The sequence below is a fragment of the Burkholderia sp. 4M9327F10 genome (assembly GCF_005503145.1).
In the GTDB taxonomy this organism is placed as follows: Bacteria; Pseudomonadota; Gammaproteobacteria; order Burkholderiales; family Burkholderiaceae; genus Paraburkholderia.
In genome coordinates this window covers 26,648-41,262 of the sequence record NZ_SCNV01000026.1, presented here as the reverse complement: position 1 = coordinate 41,262, position 14,615 = coordinate 26,648, and the positions used below count along the sequence as shown (strand labels likewise).

The 14,615-nt window shown below is 62.4% G+C and carries 11 protein-coding genes and 1 tRNA gene; 6 read left to right on the top strand and 6 right to left on the bottom strand.

Annotation, left to right across the window (positions count from 1 at the left end; translation table 11 throughout):
• Positions 1-217: 217 nt before the first annotated feature.
• Positions 218-1,345 carry an MBL fold metallo-hydrolase gene (locus tag FFS45_RS22400; RefSeq protein ID WP_137956814.1) on the bottom strand — a complete coding sequence of 376 codons (1,128 nt, stop codon included), beginning with the start codon at positions 1,343-1,345 and terminating at the stop codon, positions 218-220.
• A gap of 83 nt (positions 1,346-1,428) precedes the next feature.
• Here FFS45_RS22400 and FFS45_RS22395 point away from each other — a divergent pair, with 83 nt between their 5' ends.
• Complete coding sequence (locus tag FFS45_RS22395) at positions 1,429-2,046, top strand: TetR/AcrR family transcriptional regulator (protein ID WP_137956813.1); 618 nt, start codon at positions 1,429-1,431, stop codon at positions 2,044-2,046.
• A 37-nt stretch (positions 2,047-2,083) separates the two neighbouring features.
• On the opposite strand, the gene FFS45_RS22390 is transcribed toward FFS45_RS22395, so the two are convergent.
• The 3 genes from FFS45_RS22390 to FFS45_RS42775 form a co-directional block, all read right to left on the bottom strand.
• Positions 2,084-3,352 carry an ATP-binding protein gene (locus FFS45_RS22390; RefSeq protein ID WP_137956812.1) on the bottom strand — a complete coding sequence of 423 codons (1,269 nt, stop codon included), beginning with the start codon at positions 3,350-3,352 and terminating at the stop codon, positions 2,084-2,086.
• Entirely contained in the window at positions 3,336-4,070 is a 735-nt protein-coding gene (locus FFS45_RS22385) for a response regulator (RefSeq protein WP_249362888.1), read from the bottom strand. Before FFS45_RS22385 ends, FFS45_RS22390 begins: the two co-directional genes overlap by 17 nt.
• Positions 4,071-4,133: 63 nt before the next feature.
• Entirely contained in the window at positions 4,134-4,742 is a 609-nt protein-coding gene (locus FFS45_RS42775; protein WP_171029716.1) for a TetR family transcriptional regulator, read from the bottom strand.
• A 478-nt stretch (positions 4,743-5,220) separates the two neighbouring features.
• On the opposite strand from FFS45_RS42775, the gene FFS45_RS22375 reads away from it, so the two are divergent.
• The 3 genes from FFS45_RS22375 (at position 5,221) to FFS45_RS22365 (ending at position 11,342) form a co-directional block, all read left to right on the top strand.
• The gene (locus tag FFS45_RS22375) at positions 5,221-6,756 is read left to right on the top strand and encodes an efflux transporter outer membrane subunit (RefSeq protein ID WP_171029715.1); all 1,536 of its coding nucleotides are present in this window, start codon (positions 5,221-5,223) and stop codon (positions 6,754-6,756) included.
• 110 nt (positions 6,757-6,866) lie between these two features.
• A complete protein-coding gene (locus FFS45_RS22370) occupies positions 6,867-8,072 on the top strand; it encodes an efflux RND transporter periplasmic adaptor subunit (RefSeq protein WP_137956809.1) in 1,206 nt (401 codons plus the stop codon).
• Between the two features lie 12 nt (positions 8,073-8,084).
• Positions 8,085-11,342, top strand: a complete 3,258-nt coding sequence (locus FFS45_RS22365; protein ID WP_137956808.1) for an efflux RND transporter permease subunit — start codon at positions 8,085-8,087, stop codon at positions 11,340-11,342.
• Between the two features lie 90 nt (positions 11,343-11,432).
• Here the strand turns inward: FFS45_RS22365 and FFS45_RS22360 are convergent, their stop codons facing one another.
• Entirely contained in the window at positions 11,433-12,086 is a 654-nt protein-coding gene (locus FFS45_RS22360) for a hypothetical protein (protein WP_137956807.1), read from the bottom strand.
• Between the two features lie 385 nt (positions 12,087-12,471).
• On the opposite strand from FFS45_RS22360, the gene FFS45_RS22355 reads away from it, so the two are divergent.
• Positions 12,472-13,467, top strand: a complete 996-nt coding sequence (locus FFS45_RS22355) for a hypothetical protein (protein WP_137956806.1) — start codon at positions 12,472-12,474, stop codon at positions 13,465-13,467.
• Between the two features lie 74 nt (positions 13,468-13,541).
• On the opposite strand, the gene FFS45_RS22350 is transcribed toward FFS45_RS22355, so the two are convergent.
• The gene (locus tag FFS45_RS22350) at positions 13,542-14,270 is read right to left on the bottom strand and encodes a class I SAM-dependent methyltransferase (protein ID WP_137956805.1); all 729 of its coding nucleotides are present in this window, start codon (positions 14,268-14,270) and stop codon (positions 13,542-13,544) included.
• 192 nt (positions 14,271-14,462) lie between these two features.
• Between FFS45_RS22350 and FFS45_RS22345 the strand changes: the two genes are divergently transcribed.
• A tRNA-Val gene (locus FFS45_RS22345) sits at positions 14,463-14,539 on the top strand.
• Positions 14,540-14,615 lie beyond the last annotated feature (76 nt).

Below are 14,615 nucleotides of genomic sequence, written 5' to 3'. Positions count from 1 at the left end.
AGCGGTGAGTGCGCTTGCTTTGTTTTCGGCAGTCGCCGGACTCGGATGTTGGCGAGAGAAGCGGCCGATAGGCAAGGTTTTAATTTTATTAGTTGCCTATCGCCGAAATTGGTCTGAACAATTCCTCTCGTTTCATTGAAGAAACTCAAGCTCAGAATTGTCAATTCAATAAGCCATTCTTTTTCAGCGCTGCATTCATTGCCGCGTAGACCCGGGCCTACGAATTTCCTTGTCCGGCATCGCGGCATGCGAACCCGCGTCGCGTTGTCTTTGGTTCTTCGGCGACCTCGCTCACGTCGCGCCACCACCGCTGGCCACGGTGCGGCGCGGCCAGGTCCAGCCGCTCGCCCATACGGGGTGTCGCGAGCAGGATGCCGCGTGCTGCGGCGAGTCCCATCACGCGTTCGAACGGTTCCTGCCAGCGGTGCATTGCCAGATCGAAGGTGCCGTTATGAACCGGCACGAGCCAGCGGCCGCGCAAATCCACATGGGCCTGCACCGTCTGGTCAGGCTGCATGTGGACGTAGGGCCATTGCGCGTCGTACGCACCGGTTTCCAGCAGCGTCACGTCGAACGGGCCGAGCCGCTCGCCGATGCTCTTGAAACCGTCGAAGTAACCCGTGTCGCCGCTGAAGAACACCCGCAGGTCGCCATCGACGATGACCCACGAGGCCCACAAGGTACTGTTTCCGTCGAACAGGCTGCGGCCGGAAAAATGCTGCGCGGGTGTGGCGGTAAACGACAGGCCGTCGATTTCAATGCCTTGCCACCAGTCGAACTGATGCACCTTGGAGGCGTCGATGCCCCACTCGACCAGCCGGTCGCCCACGCCCAGCGGCGTCAGAAATACGCCGGTCGTCTCGGCTAACGCAAGCACCGTCTCGCGGTCCAGGTGGTCGTAATGGTCGTGCGAGAGGATCACGCCACGCAGCGGCGGCAAGTCGGCAAGCGCAATCGGCGGCGCATGAAAACGCTTCGGACCGAGGTTGCGGAACGGCGATGCGCGTTCCGCGAACACCGGGTCGGTCAGCCAGAACTGGCCGCGCAGCTTGAGCAGCATGGTGGAATGCCCGAGCCGGTACAGGCTGCGCTCGGGCGCGGCGTCGAGCTGTTCGCGCGTCAGCGCATCGACGGGCAGGGCGCCTGCCGGCACGGTGTCGTCCGGCTTGTTGAGCAGCATGTTCCACATGATGCCCAGGGTCTTGCCGAGTCCTTCGACGGGACGCGGCTTGACGTTGCGAAAGCGCTCGCCGTCGTGCTGCTCCGATGCACTGAACGAGTCACGCCCGCGCCGGGCGGCGGTGAGGCCCAGAGTACGGCGAATAGAAGCGCCAAACGATGCCATGGGAGACGTCCCGATACGAAAAGTAGACTGTTCAGTGTAGTTTATCCTGAAAAAAAGTAAACTGCCTGGTGTAAAATTTATTCATGGACGACACTAGCCAATCCCTTCGCCTGACCGATCGCAAGCGCGCTGCCGTGATCGGCGCGGCCATCGAGGAATTTCTCGCCGCCGGCTTCGACGCCACCAGCATGGACCGCGTTGCCGCCCGCGCGGGTGTCTCCAAGCGCACCGTCTATAACCATTTCCCGAGCAAGGAAGCGCTGTTCGCCGCGATTCTGCGGCAGTTGTGGGACTCGAGCGACGCGGGCAAGGCGCCCCCTTACTCGGTCAGCAAGCCGTTGCGCGGGCAGTTGCTGCAGTTGCTGACGAAGAAGCTGAGCCTGCTGAACGACGAGGCGTTTCTCTCGCTTGCACGCGTGGCGATCGCGGCCGGCATTCATTCGCCGGAGCGCGCGCGCGATATGGTGGCGCGCATGGGCGAGCGCGAAGAAGACCTGACCGTGTGGATCCGCGCAGCGGCTGCCGATGGCCGTCTCAGGACGGCCGATCCAGCCTTCGCATCGCTGCAATTGCAAGGCATGGTGAAAGCCTTCGCATTCTGGCCGCAGGTGACGATGGGCCAGCCGCCCCTGACGAAAGAGCAGCAGAAGCACGTGGCGGAATCGGCGGCGGATATGTTCCTCGCGCGCTACGCGTCATAAACGGGCGGCGACGCGGCCGCGCCGTGGCTCAAGCGATTTACGCTGCCCGTTCCGGAAAAATCAGCCTGACCAGCAGGCCGCCATCCGGCGCGTTGGCGACGCACAGCGTGCCGCCGTTGCGGCGTGCCAGCCTGCGCACAATCGCGAGTCCCAGGCCGCAGTGGGCATCCCCGCCGCGAGCGTCGTCGAGGCGCACGAACGGTTGCAGCGCGTGCTCCATCTGATCGTCGGGAATGCCTGGGCCGTGGTCGCGCAGCGTCATGACCCATTTGCCGTGCTGCGTGGACGTGGTGATTTCGACGGGCGGTTCGCCATAGGTCATGGCGTTTTCCAGCAGGTTGACGAGGATGCGGTCGAGATCGACCAGCGGCAGGCGGAAGGCGCCGCCGGCCCGCAGGTCCAGTTTTACCAGCGAGTCCTCGGTGTCCTCGTCATGCGGCACGCTGCCGTATTGGCTTTGGCAGAAGGCGTCGACCGGGACCAGCGGGGAGCCGTCGGCGCGGTCGCGCACGAAATCCAGAAACTGCCTGACGATCCTGCCGAGCGATTCCACGTCGCCGATAAAGCCGACCCGCTCGGCGCCGGCGGGCAGCAGATCGGCCCGGACCTGCATCCGGGTGAGCGGGGTGCGCAAATCGTGAGCGACGCCCGCCAGCATCATGGCGCGTTCCTGTTCGTATTCGCTGATCTGCTGAATCATTTCGTTAAAGCTGACGATCAGCTCCGCCACTTCGCGCGGGCCGCTCACCTTGACGACGGGCGTGCTCACGCCAATGCGAAATTCCCGTGCCGCCTTGGCGAGCCTGCGTAGCGGCCGCTGCGCCTGCCACGCCCCGAGGAACGCGACGAGGATCGCAAGAGCAAGCATCAGGCCCAACGCGCTGTGCAAGCGGCCCTGGGTCAGGGTGGCGTCCGGTATGCGGATCCAGTTCTGGTCGCCGGCATAGCGCACCCAGACCGTGCCCGTGTCGGCTGCCAGCACGACCCGGCTGCCCGGAGGCAGACTTTCGCGCAGCGCGTTCTCGTACAGTCCGTGGGTCTCCCGCAGCGAGGGTGGCCCGTTGCCCGGCGTCGCATCGTTTGCGTTCAGGTAATTCACGCCGAGTGCCGAAGCAATATGCCTTGCCGCTTCGATGCCGTCGCGGCGGGCTTCTTCCACCACTTCGATGCCGCGAGATTCATGTTCGGCATGCAACTGATTGGCTTCGCGGCCGAGTACGAACAGCGAGGCAATGTAGGCCAGCACGAGCAGGCTGGTCGTCATCAGTGCTGCGCGCCCGAAGATCGTGTTAAAGGGGTTTCTCATCGTCGCTGTCACTCGGCACGAACATATAACCGACACCGCGCACGGTCTGGATCACGCATGGCTGCGAGGGGTCTTCCTCCAGCAGTCTGCGCAGGCGCCATACCGCGAGGTCCATGCCGCGCTCGGTGATGTCCACATCGGGGCCGTAGAGCAGGTCGAGCAGCCTGGCGCGTGACAGGGTTTCCATCGGATGTGTCACGAGCACTTCTAGCAGGGCGTAGTTCGTTCCGGTCAGCTTGACCCGTTTGTCGTCGCTATACAGGGCGCGCGCCGCGATGTCGAGACGGAACTTGCCGAACCGGTAGGTTCCCTGGCGCGCCGCGGCCGGCAGCGGTACCGGGTTCGAGTGGCGGCGCAGCACCGCCTTGATACGCGCCAGCAGTTCGAGCGGCATGAAGGGCTTGCCGAGATAGTCGTCGGCGCCGAACTCCAGTCCCACCACCCGATCCACATCTTCTGCAAGCGAGGTCAGCATGATGACCGGAATCCCGTCGCCCGCCTCGCGCAGTTGCCTGAGAGCGGTCAGTCCGTCGACGCCGGGCATCATCACATCGAGCACCACGATCGACGGCCGCTCGAGCGCCAACCGGTTTGCCAGATTGGTCGCGTTGTGCAACACCGAAAACTCGATGCCGCGTTGCTGGAAAAACGTTCTAAGTAGATCGCGCAATCCGGCATCGTCATCTACAAGCAGAACCTGAATTGTTTCACTATCCACGAACACACTCCTATCAGGTCCATTTGACATGTGAGCGCGCGAACAGGTCGCCCGGCGCGTGGTTCAGTGCTGCGTCAGACACTGAAAAGTCATGCCGACAATCCTACCGAGATTCAGTCGGGCGTTGTGTCTGCGCCTTAGCAGGTCTTTGCGAAAGACTCCTGTAAGCGTGGCGTGAATAAACAAGGCGGCTTGATACGCATCCAGATCGGCGGATAGCTGCTCGCGTGAAATGGCATGGCGCAGGGCCTGTTCGATCTGCATCTCGGCAAGCCGGCTGGATGCCCGCACGCGCCGCCAGAATGGAGCCGTCTCATCGCCGGACTCGCATCGCGCAAACACGATGCCGTAAAGGTGCCGCGTCTGCGGGTCGAGCAGTGCACGACGCAGACGCCATTCAAGTTCGGCGCGCAACGTGCCCAATGGATTGGGGTCGTCCGCCGGTGAGGAAACGTAAAACGGATCGAGCGGTAGAGCGGATCTTTGAACAATAGCGTCGAATACGGCATCTTTATTTCGGAAATGCCCATAGATCGCCCCGCGTGTCACACCGGCCGCATCAGCAATTTCATCCAGGGTGGTTTGCGTCACGCCGTGAATGAAAAACACGGCTTCCGCTGCATCGAGTATCGTTGCGCGCGTGCCCAGCGCTTGCGCTTTCGTCCGCCTCATATCTCTCGTCCGATGTCGGTTGCGTCTGGATGTCCCGCGACACACCGACCGCCCATTAGATCTGATGGCCCGATCATAGCTGCCGCAACAGGCGGCTGGCATTAGCACGTTTTTCGGATTATTTCAAAGTGAAATTTATCGAGCCGCGAATTCATTTATGGTTGCCGGTGCGTTCGAATTTCATTTAAGGTTGCCGCTGCGTTCGGATTTCGTTAAGGCCGTCGGCGCGTTCCGCTCGCCGGCCAGGATTAACGTGTATGCTCCCGGTGCGATCCAATGTTGCCGGGTCCAGCAGTCCTTGTGGTGCTCACCTGTTTGCGGATGCCATCGAGGTATTCGATGGTCTCCGAAGTTTTGTATACGTATACGGCTAAACGGAGTTCACTTGAGCAACCTGTCTCCACTCGGTCGACTCGCTCTCCATGTTGTGAAGATGAGCAGTCCTACCAGGGAAGCGTACCTCTCCCGGTCGACCTTAATGTCACGTGCACCCGGCGGCAGCCGCACGCCGGCGCCGCCTTCCTGGCGCGTCGTGCGAGCCGGTTGTGCGCTCGCTGCATCGCTTTTCGTGGCGGCATGCGCCGTTGGTCCCGACTATCGCAAGCCCGCGCAGGAGATTCCGGCCACCTTCAAGGAGGGGGCCGACTGGCAGCGCGCGCAGGCGAATCCGCAGGGTTCGATTTCAAGCACCTGGTGGCTCGACTACCACGACGATACGCTGTCCCACCTTGTGGACCAGTCGCTGAAAGCCAATCAGTCCATCGTCGCGGCTGAAGCGGCCTACCGGCTCGCCAAGGCCACGGTCGACGCCAATGTCTCGACCCTGTTCCCCACTGTAGGGGCTGGGCTGTCCGGATCGCGTAGCGGCTCGGGTCCCAGCGCCGCCACGACTTACCCGGGCACCATCACCAACCTGGCCACCGCGGATGTCTCGGCGAGCTGGGAGCTCGACCTGTGGGGGCAATTCCGGCGCGAGATCGAGTCGGCCAAAGCCAGCGCCCAGGCGAGCGACGCCCAGCTCGCCGGCGAGCGCCTTTCGATTGCGGCCAGTGTCGCCTCCGACTACTTCGCCTTGCGCCAGGCCGATATCGACATCAATCTGCTCAAGCAGCAACAGCAGATAGACGCCCGCATTCTCGAGATGACCCAGGCCGGCTTTCGCCAGGGCATCAACTCGAGCGACGACGTGCTGACGGCCCAGGACAACCTGGAAGTCGTGATTGCCGACCTGCAAACCACCGAGATTTCGCGCGAACAGGACGAGCATGCGATCGCGGTGCTGATCGGCACGCCGCCGGCCAGCTTTACGCTGCCGCCGCAGAACGACTATGCCTTCGCCACGCCTTCCGTGCCGCTGGGATTCCCGTCACAACTGCTGGAGCGGCGCTATGACGTGGTGAGCGCGGAGCGCACGGCCGCCGCGGCCAACGCCAAGATCGGCGTCGCCGAGGCGGCGTTCTTCCCGACGCTGACGCTCTCCGCGGAAGGGGGTTTCGAGCACAATACGCTCGCGCACCTGTTCTCGCTGCCGAGCCGCTTCTGGACGCTCGGCCCGGATCTCGCCGCGACGATCTTCGACGGCGGCGCGCGCAGCGCGGCCGTCCACGAGGCCGAGGCGACCTACGACGAACAGGTTGCAACCTATCGTCAAACCGTGCTGACGGCATTCCAGAACGTCGAGGACAGCCTGTCTTCGTATAACCACCTGCAATCGCAGGAGCAGTCGTTCGCCAGCATCTACCAGCGCAACCAGCAGCTTTTCTCCAGCCAGCAGGCCCAGTTGCAGGCCGGCACCGCGAGCGAGCAAAACGTGCTGAACCAGCAGCTCACGCTGCTGGAGGCCGAGCAAAACCTCAAGGACACGCAGGCGCTGCTGACGCAGAGCAGCGTGACGCTGGTCAAGAATCTGGGCGGCGGCTGGCAGTGGGATGACACCAAAGGGGCCGCAGTAAGCACCAGCGCGACCTCCGCGCAGCGGCCATCGGAACAAACATCAGGAGTCCTGTCGCAATGAAAGATCGCCATACACGTGATCGCTCGCGCGAATGGAATGTCCAGTACGCCTGCGCTTATGTGCAGCAACTGGCATCGGGGCATCGGGAATCGGGAAAAAACGGAGTCTCCATGAAGTCAATACCCTTGCTGGGCGTAGGCCTGTTCGCCATGTTTGCCCTGTATGGTTGCGGCGGGCACAGCCAGCCGCCCGCGCCGCCGCCGGCCCAGGTGGGGGTGCTTACTGTCCAGCCGCAGACCACTGCGCTGACGAGAGATCTGGTCGGGCGTCTTTCGCCTTATCTGAGCGCCAACGTCACGGCGCGCGTTTCCGGTGTTCTCACCAAACGCGTCTATAAGGAAGGCAGTGACGTTAAGGCCGGCCAGGTGCTGTTCGAGATCGACCCCTCTTACTATCAGGCGCAGCTCAACAACGACCTGGGCGTCCTCGGCGAAGACGAGGCGACGTATCAGAACGACAAGGTCAACGCGGCGCGTTATCACAAGCTCCTGCCGGTCGGCTCCGTGTCGCAACAGACCGTCGACAACGCCGATGCAACGGTTCGCTCCGATGCTGCCAAGGTCAAGGCCGATCAGGCGCTGGTGGACAGCGCGCGGGTCAACCTCGGCTACACGAAGGTGACCTCGCCGATTAGCGGCATTGCCAGCCAGCAGCAGGTCACCGTCGGCGCCGTGGTGGGCAGCAGCACGGCCGACGCCGGTTCGGGCGGAACCTTGCTCACGACTGTCAACCAGGTCGATCCGCTTTACGTGAATTTCACGATCAGTGCGGCCGATCTGCTGACGCTGCGCGAAGCAAGCGCCCGCGGCAACGTCGCGCTTTCCCAGCCGGACAAGACGACCGTGCAACTCGTCCTGCCCAACGGCAGCAAGTACAACCAGCTGGGCACGCTGGATTTCTCGGACGTCACCGTGAACGCCACCACCGGCGCCGTGAACCTGCGCGCGCTTGTGGCCAACCCGCAGCACACGCTGCTGCCGGGCATGTACGTGACGATGAACGTCAACCTCGGCCAGCAGAGCAACATCTTCCTCGTGCCGCAGCAGGCGCTGCAACGCGACACGGTAGGCGCCTACGCACTCGTTGTCGGTGCGGACAGCAAGGTTGCGCGCAAGGACGTCACGGCAACCGACAGCGCCGGCAACAACTGGATCGTCACCGGCGGCCTTGCGGCCGGAGACCAGGTGATCGTCTCGGGTCTGCAAGGCGCGCACGAGGGTGCTCAGGTCAAGGCAAGCCCGTGGCAGGCTCCCGCCGCTCCGCAAGGTGGTTCCGCCACGGCAGCAGTTGCTCAGAACTCCGGCAACGCACAATAAGGACGCCGTCCCATGCCAAAGTTTTTTATCGATCGCCCAGTCTTTGCCTGGGTGATCCCGATCCTGATCTGCCTGATAGGGGTGATTGCGATGCTGAATCTCGGCATCGACTCCTATCCGGACATCGCACCGCCTGAAGTGACCGTCACGGCAACCTACCCTGGCGCCAGCGCGGCGACCATGGAATCGACCGTCACTCAGGTGATCGAGCAGCAGTTGACCGGCATCGACAACCTGCTGTACTTCAACTCGGCCTCCAATTCCAACGGCACGGTCACCATCACGTTGAGCTTCGCTACCGGCACCAATCCGGATACGGCGGAAGTGCAGGTGCAGAACAAGGTTGCTCTTGCGCAGCCGCTGTTGCCGGCCGAGGTGACTCAGCAAGGCGTGGTGGTTGCCAAGGCGAGCCCGGACATTCTGATGTTCATCTCGCTGCAGTCGAGCAACCCTGCCATCGACGCCCCGCGTCTGAGCGACATTGTTGCCTCGCAGATCCAGCCGGTGATTGCGCGGGTGAACGGCGTGGGCAACACCTTCATGCTGGGTTCGGAATACGCCGTGCGTATCTGGCTGAATCCGGACAAGCTGCAGGGCTACGGCTTGTCGACGACGCAGGTGCTCAACGCCGTCAGTGCACAGAACGCGCAGTTCGCGACGGGTTCGCTCGGCGCCGATCCGGCGGTCAAGGGCCAGGTGTTCACCGCGACCGTGTCGGGCGACTCGCTGTTCTCCTCGATCAAGCAGTTCAACGACATCATTCTGCTCACCAACAACAACGGCACGGTGGTCAGGCTGAGCGACGTGGCGCGTATCAGCTTCGGCGCGCAGAGCTATGGCTCGGCTGCTGTCTATAAGGGCAAAGCGGCAGGCGGCATGGGCGTCTACCTGCTGCCGGGCGCCAACGCACTGGCTGTGGCCAAGGCGGTGAAGGCGGAAATGGCCGTGCTCGCCAAGGATCTGCCGCCGGGCGTCACCTGGAATGTGCCTTACGATACGACGCCGTTCATTACCGCGTCGATCACCGACGTGGTCCGCACGCTGATCGAAGCTATCGCGCTCGTGTTCGTGGTGATGCTGATCTTTCTGCAGAACCTGCGCGCCACGATCATTCCGACGCTCGTCATTCCGGTTGCGTTGCTGGGCACGTTTATCGGCCTTTCGCTGCTGCATTACACGCTCAACCAGCTTACGCTGTTCGGGATGGTGCTCGCCATCGGCATTGTGGTGGACGATGCGATCGTCGTGATCGAGAACGTCGAGCGCATCATGACCGAGGAGAATCTCCAGCCTCGGGAGGCGACCCGCAAGGCGATGGGCCAGATTACCGGCGCCATTATCGCGATCACCGTCGTGCTGTCGGCCGTGTTCATTCCTTCGGCCTTGCAGCCGGGCGCGACCGGCATCATCTACGCGCAGTTCGCGCTGACGATTGCAGTCTCGATGGCGATGTCGGCGTTCCTCGCCATGTCGTTCACGCCGGCGCTGTGTGCCGCGATTCTCAAGCCGACCGACCACCACAAGAAAAACATCGTGTTCCGCTGGTTCGACAGCGGCTTCGATCGGGTCAACAAGACCTACTTCAGGCAGATCGGCGGTGCGGTTCGTCATGCGCCGCGCTGGATGATTGTGTTCGTGCTGCTGGCGGTGCTGGCGGGTTTCCTGTACACGCGCTTGCCAACCAGCTTCGTGCCGGACGAAGACCAGGGCTTCATTCTCGCCCTCGTCAATCTGCCGACTGGCGCCACGCTCCAGCGTACGGATGCGGCGATGACCGCGATGTCGAACCGGCTCGAGCATAGTGCCATCGCCAAGGACATCGACAGCGTGTTCCAGGTCGAAGGCTTCAGCTTCGTGGGCAGCAGCGAAAACGTGGGCATGGCGTTTATCAAGCTGACCGACTGGGGCGTACGCTCGCAAACCGCGATGCAGCTGATTCCCCAGGTCAACCGGATTCTGCATGGCATGCCGGAGGCGCAGGTCTTCGCGGTGAACTTGCCGACGATCCGCGGCTTGAGCCAGTTCGGCGGCGTCGACATGTATCTGCAGGCTCGTGCGGGTCAGTCGCGCGCGGAACTGGCGCGTGCGGAAGGCCTCCTGCTCAGCAATGCCGCCAAGGATTCGACGCTGTACGGCATTCGTCCCAATTCGCTGCCTGAGGCGCCGCAGTTGCAGATCTCCGTCGACCGCGTCCAGGCGCAGGCCATGGGGCTCTCGCTCACGGATGTCTACAACTCCATCCAGATGGAGCTCGCGCCGTACTATGTGAATCAGTTCACCTACGGCGGCCGTGTCAAGCGCGTGTATCTCCAGGCCGATGCGCCGTACCGGATGGACCTGGACGCGTTCCAGCACATCTATACGCCAAGCGGCATTACCAGCGCGTCGTCGGGCACGACCAGCAGCGCCTCAAGTACCACCAATACCAGTGGCTACCTGACTCAGGTCAACTCCTCGGCAACCGATACCTCGCTCAGTCCGTACAACATGGTGCCGCTGTCGAGCGTGGTGAAGGCGCATTGGGATGTCGGCCCGGTGGCGCTGCCGCGCTATAACGGCTACTCCGCCATCGAAATCGTGGGCAACCCTGCGCCGGGTTATTCCACGGGGCAGGCCATGGCGACGGTCCAGCACATTATCGACACGCAGTTGCCAGCAGGTTTCGCCGCGGACTGGACGGGTCAGTCCTACCAGGAAATCATCGCGGGTAACTCGGCGACGCTGCTGATGGTCCTGTCGATCGTGGTGGTGTTCCTGTGTCTCGCGGCCTTGTACGAAAGCTGGTCGATTCCGGTCGCCGTGCTGCTGGTGGTGCCGCTTGGCATGCTCGGCATGCTGACGTTCTGTCTGCTGACCGGCGTGCCGAACGACATCTACTTCAAGATCGGTCTCGTGACCGTGATCGGTCTGGCGGCCAAGAACGCCATTCTGATCGTGGAGTTCGCCGTGGAAGGCCAGGCTCACGGCATGACGCTGTACGACGCCGTGCTGACCGCGGGCAAGCAGCGCTTGCGGCCAATTCTGATGACCTCGATGGCCTTCATTCTTGGGGTGTTGCCGCTGGTGCTCTCGACCGGCGCCGGTGCATCCTCCCGGCATGAGATCGGCACGGGGGTGATTGGCGGGATGCTGTTTGCGACCTTCTTCGGCCTGCTGCTGATCCCGGTGTTCTATGTGGTCGTGCGGCGTATGCTGGGTGACAAGCTTGACGAAGTCACGCACAAGATTCACCCCGCCCGCGATGAAGGTGCGAACGACGCAAGCACGTAAGTTCGTCGCTTTAAACGAAACTCACGGCAATGCCGCCGGCCCACTACGGGTCGGCGGCATTTTTCTTGAGTGGACGTCGCGGCGTGCCTTTCAGAACCGATAGGTCAAACCGATCTGGGCGACCGGATACAGCTTGTAGCGGTCCGCTTTGTTGTCCAGATTCTGTTCTTCCTGGTCGATATTGGCCTGAGTCGTGAAGAGCGTGTAGATCTGCGGCACGCTATACGACACACGCGGACGGCCATAAGCCACGCCGAGATCAAGCGTCAGACCAAAGCCTTTGGTGACCGGCTTGTGGCCATAGCCGATGCCGAGATACGGCATCACCCGCGGTAGCGTCGCGGTGGCGGATGGCGCGGGGCCGACTGCCGGCACATAGTCGTTGCCAATCTTGTAGTTGCCGTCCGCGTTGGGGACGGCGTGCGCCTGCAACTGGTCGTCATTGATTAGCGCACCGGTGGTCACGCGAAAGCCGCTCGACGAAAACGGAAACAGATCCAGGTACAGGCCGCCTTGCAACAGTCTGAGGTGGCCGTCGTATTGATTGCCGTCCACGTTCACCGAGTGCGAAAAGCCAAGGCCTTCGAGTTCGGCGTGCACCCCAGCCCACGAGTTGAGCGGCATTGCCGCGCCGACACCCGCGCCAAGCGAGCCACCCTGAACATACACTTCTTGCGAATGTGCGGCGCCTGCCGCGAGCATCGCGATTGCTGCGACCAGAGCCGCAATTTTGACCTGTTTCACCGCACCTTCTCCGTAAAGGGATCCACTCGTGGAGCAGACTTTACGGTTTGATCGAGCGGTTCAAATGCGCGAACAAGAGGGCATTCACGCAGCAGTTCGCAATTGTGAGCCGTTAGTTCGCGAAACCGGAATTTTATGCGGGTAAGTATTGCCGTATCGTCAGATGATTCGGTTTACTGAATAGATTTGAGCCGTTTTTTAAGGCCTATTCGTGAGATTGCCTGTCTCGCCTCGCTTCGATAATCGCTTCACCCATTGACCTGTTCGTGTTGCGCACGGAGCCGCGGGGCGGGTCGATTCATCTGATAAAAGAGGCGTGCGATGCGCCTCGTTTGCAAAGGGCGTAACCGTGTGCACGCCGGCATTTTTATAGAGTGGAGCAGGCATGTCTTGGTATCAGGCGTCACGGTCAATCGCTGCGGCGGCGCTCGTCGCAGCAACGGCCTTGTTGAGCGCGTGCGGCGGCGGAGGAAGCGGGTCGGGGAGCGCCGCGAGCAGCGCGGCTTCGAATCAGTTGAAGCTCTCCACGGCGGTGCAAAGCGAACCGGTTGCGCGCTATGCGGCGGCGTTTGGAATATTGTCCGGTCCGGGCGTCGCGGCCATCTATACATCGGTTGTGCAATCGCTGGTGAGCAGCGTGAGCGCGAGCACCGCCACGGCGACGACGGTGTGTCCTGCCAGCGGCTCGATCGTGGTCGCCACGCAAAATGCCGGTACGTCCGGGTTGCAAGGCGGTGAAACGGCAACAGTCAACTTCAATCAATGCGTGGGCCAGGTGAGCGCGCCCGGCGTGTCGAGCAGCGCCACGGTCAGCGGTTCGGTGACGGTGCAGGTGCAAAGCGCGCAAGGGGTGGTGGGTGACGATACGGCGAACTGGTCGTACACGGCGGTCGAGAGCGCCAACAACCTGACCTTGGTTTCGTCGAACGGCACCACGGTGCTAAACGGCACGGCTACCTTCACGATGAGCTATGACGCCGCAACCGGCGTGACGACGACCACCGCGAGTTCGCCGAGCGTGACGCTCAATATCACGCATGCGGCGACCTCGGGAAACGTGAGCGGCACGATCTCGATTACTTCGCTTAGCTACTCTCGTGTGCACGACTCCGACCCTTCCGGCGACACGGTGTCGACGAGCGGCGGGATCAGTGTGCAGGCGAGCGATGCGGTGATCGCATTCAACGTCACGACGCCGACGCCGGTCACCATCAGCAACGGTGTGGTGCAGGGCGGTGTGATTCAACTGTCGGGTGACAACGCGGTGGAGAGCATCACGCCCGGCGGCAACTCGACGGTCAATATATCGGTCACGGCGAATGGACAGACGGGCACCTATTCGGAAACCCTGGATAGCTTGCGTCAGTTGACGGGTAGCTGATTCGCAAGGGAGGGGGACGGCGGGCGCCGCGCAGCTTGCGGCGGCCCGCCAGTATCCCTGCATGGGTCAGCGCATCAGCGGCGCGCCGAGATCAGCAACATCATCGGCCGCTCGCGCTCTTCGGCGAGCTCCGGGTGGGCCGCGACCTGCTCTCCGGTGGGGCCCCATTCCTCGACGTGCGCAATGCTGAAACCCGTGTGGATCAGCAGATTGAGCAGTGTGCCGACCGTGCGGTGCTGCTTGACGACCCCGTCGGCTAGCCAGTTCGTCACACGCGCGCCTTCCTGCTGATAACTGTCGACGGGCCAGGTCTTGTGCCCGTCAGCACCGATGATCCAGCCCGGATGCCGCGAGGCCATATAGATCGGATGCTCGATCGAGAAGATGAGTGAGGCGTCTCGCCGCAGTGCCCGATGAACGGTTTTGAGCAGGCCCGCCAGATTGACGATGTAGTGAAAGGCGAGCGAGCTATAGGCCAGATCAAAACCAGCCTCCGGCAGTTCGAGTGCTTCGAGGTCCGCTTTGGCATAGGTAATCGCGCTATCCGCCGAGGATGCTTGCGCTTGCGTCAGCATCTTCTCCGAAACGTCGAGCCCAAGCACCGTCGCCGCGCCCTGTTCGCGCGCCCAGCGGCAAAACCAGCCGAAGCCGCAGCCGAGATCGGCCACGTCAAGGCCGTGCAGGGCGGGAAGCAAGGCACGCAGCGCGGGCCATTCCGCAGCGCCTGCCAGGCCGTGCACCGAACGCCCGAGCTGGCTGTATCCCGCGAAGAAGCCGGGATCGTCGTAGATATTCTGGGTCATTTTCGCCGCTGCTCCCGCAGCTATTTCATTGGAGCGCGCCTACGCCGGCGCGGTGTACGCATTACAGCACCCGGACATACCGGGCGCAATCCAGCGCAATCCGGCGCAATCCGGCGCAATCCGGCGACGCGGCACGATCGTCTCCAAGGGCTTGTGCTGTGTAAAGAGAGTCTCTATAATTCGCGCCTCTAAAGGCTCGTAGCTCAGTTGGTTAGAGCACCACCTTGACATGGTGGGGGTCGTTGGTTCGAATCCAATCGAGCCTACCAACGCATATCCGGCGCAGATAGAAGCTGTTCCATTGAGGCTTCAATGGCTTCAGTCTCTGTCTGCTGTCGTGTCTCG

Excerpts from the sequence above, each read along its gene's own strand:
- FFS45_RS22400 (WP_137956814.1), bottom strand. The coding sequence starts at position 1,345 with ATGGCATCGTTTGGCGCTTCTATTCGCCGTACTCTGGGCCTCACCGCC.
- FFS45_RS22395 (WP_137956813.1), top strand. The coding sequence starts at position 1,429 with ATGGACGACACTAGCCAATCCCTTCGCCTGACCGATCGCAAGCGCGCT.
- FFS45_RS22390 (WP_137956812.1), bottom strand. The coding sequence starts at position 3,352 with ATGAGAAACCCCTTTAACACGATCTTCGGGCGCGCAGCACTGATGACG.
- FFS45_RS42775 (WP_171029716.1), bottom strand. The coding sequence starts at position 4,742 with ATGAGGCGGACGAAAGCGCAAGCGCTGGGCACGCGCGCAACGATACTC.
- FFS45_RS22375 (WP_171029715.1), top strand. The coding sequence starts at position 5,221 with ATGTCACGTGCACCCGGCGGCAGCCGCACGCCGGCGCCGCCTTCCTGG.
- FFS45_RS22370 (WP_137956809.1), top strand. The coding sequence starts at position 6,867 with ATGAAGTCAATACCCTTGCTGGGCGTAGGCCTGTTCGCCATGTTTGCC.
- FFS45_RS22365 (WP_137956808.1), top strand. The coding sequence starts at position 8,085 with ATGCCAAAGTTTTTTATCGATCGCCCAGTCTTTGCCTGGGTGATCCCG.
- FFS45_RS22355 (WP_137956806.1), top strand. The coding sequence starts at position 12,472 with ATGTCTTGGTATCAGGCGTCACGGTCAATCGCTGCGGCGGCGCTCGTC.
- FFS45_RS22350 (WP_137956805.1), bottom strand. The coding sequence starts at position 14,270 with ATGACCCAGAATATCTACGACGATCCCGGCTTCTTCGCGGGATACAGC.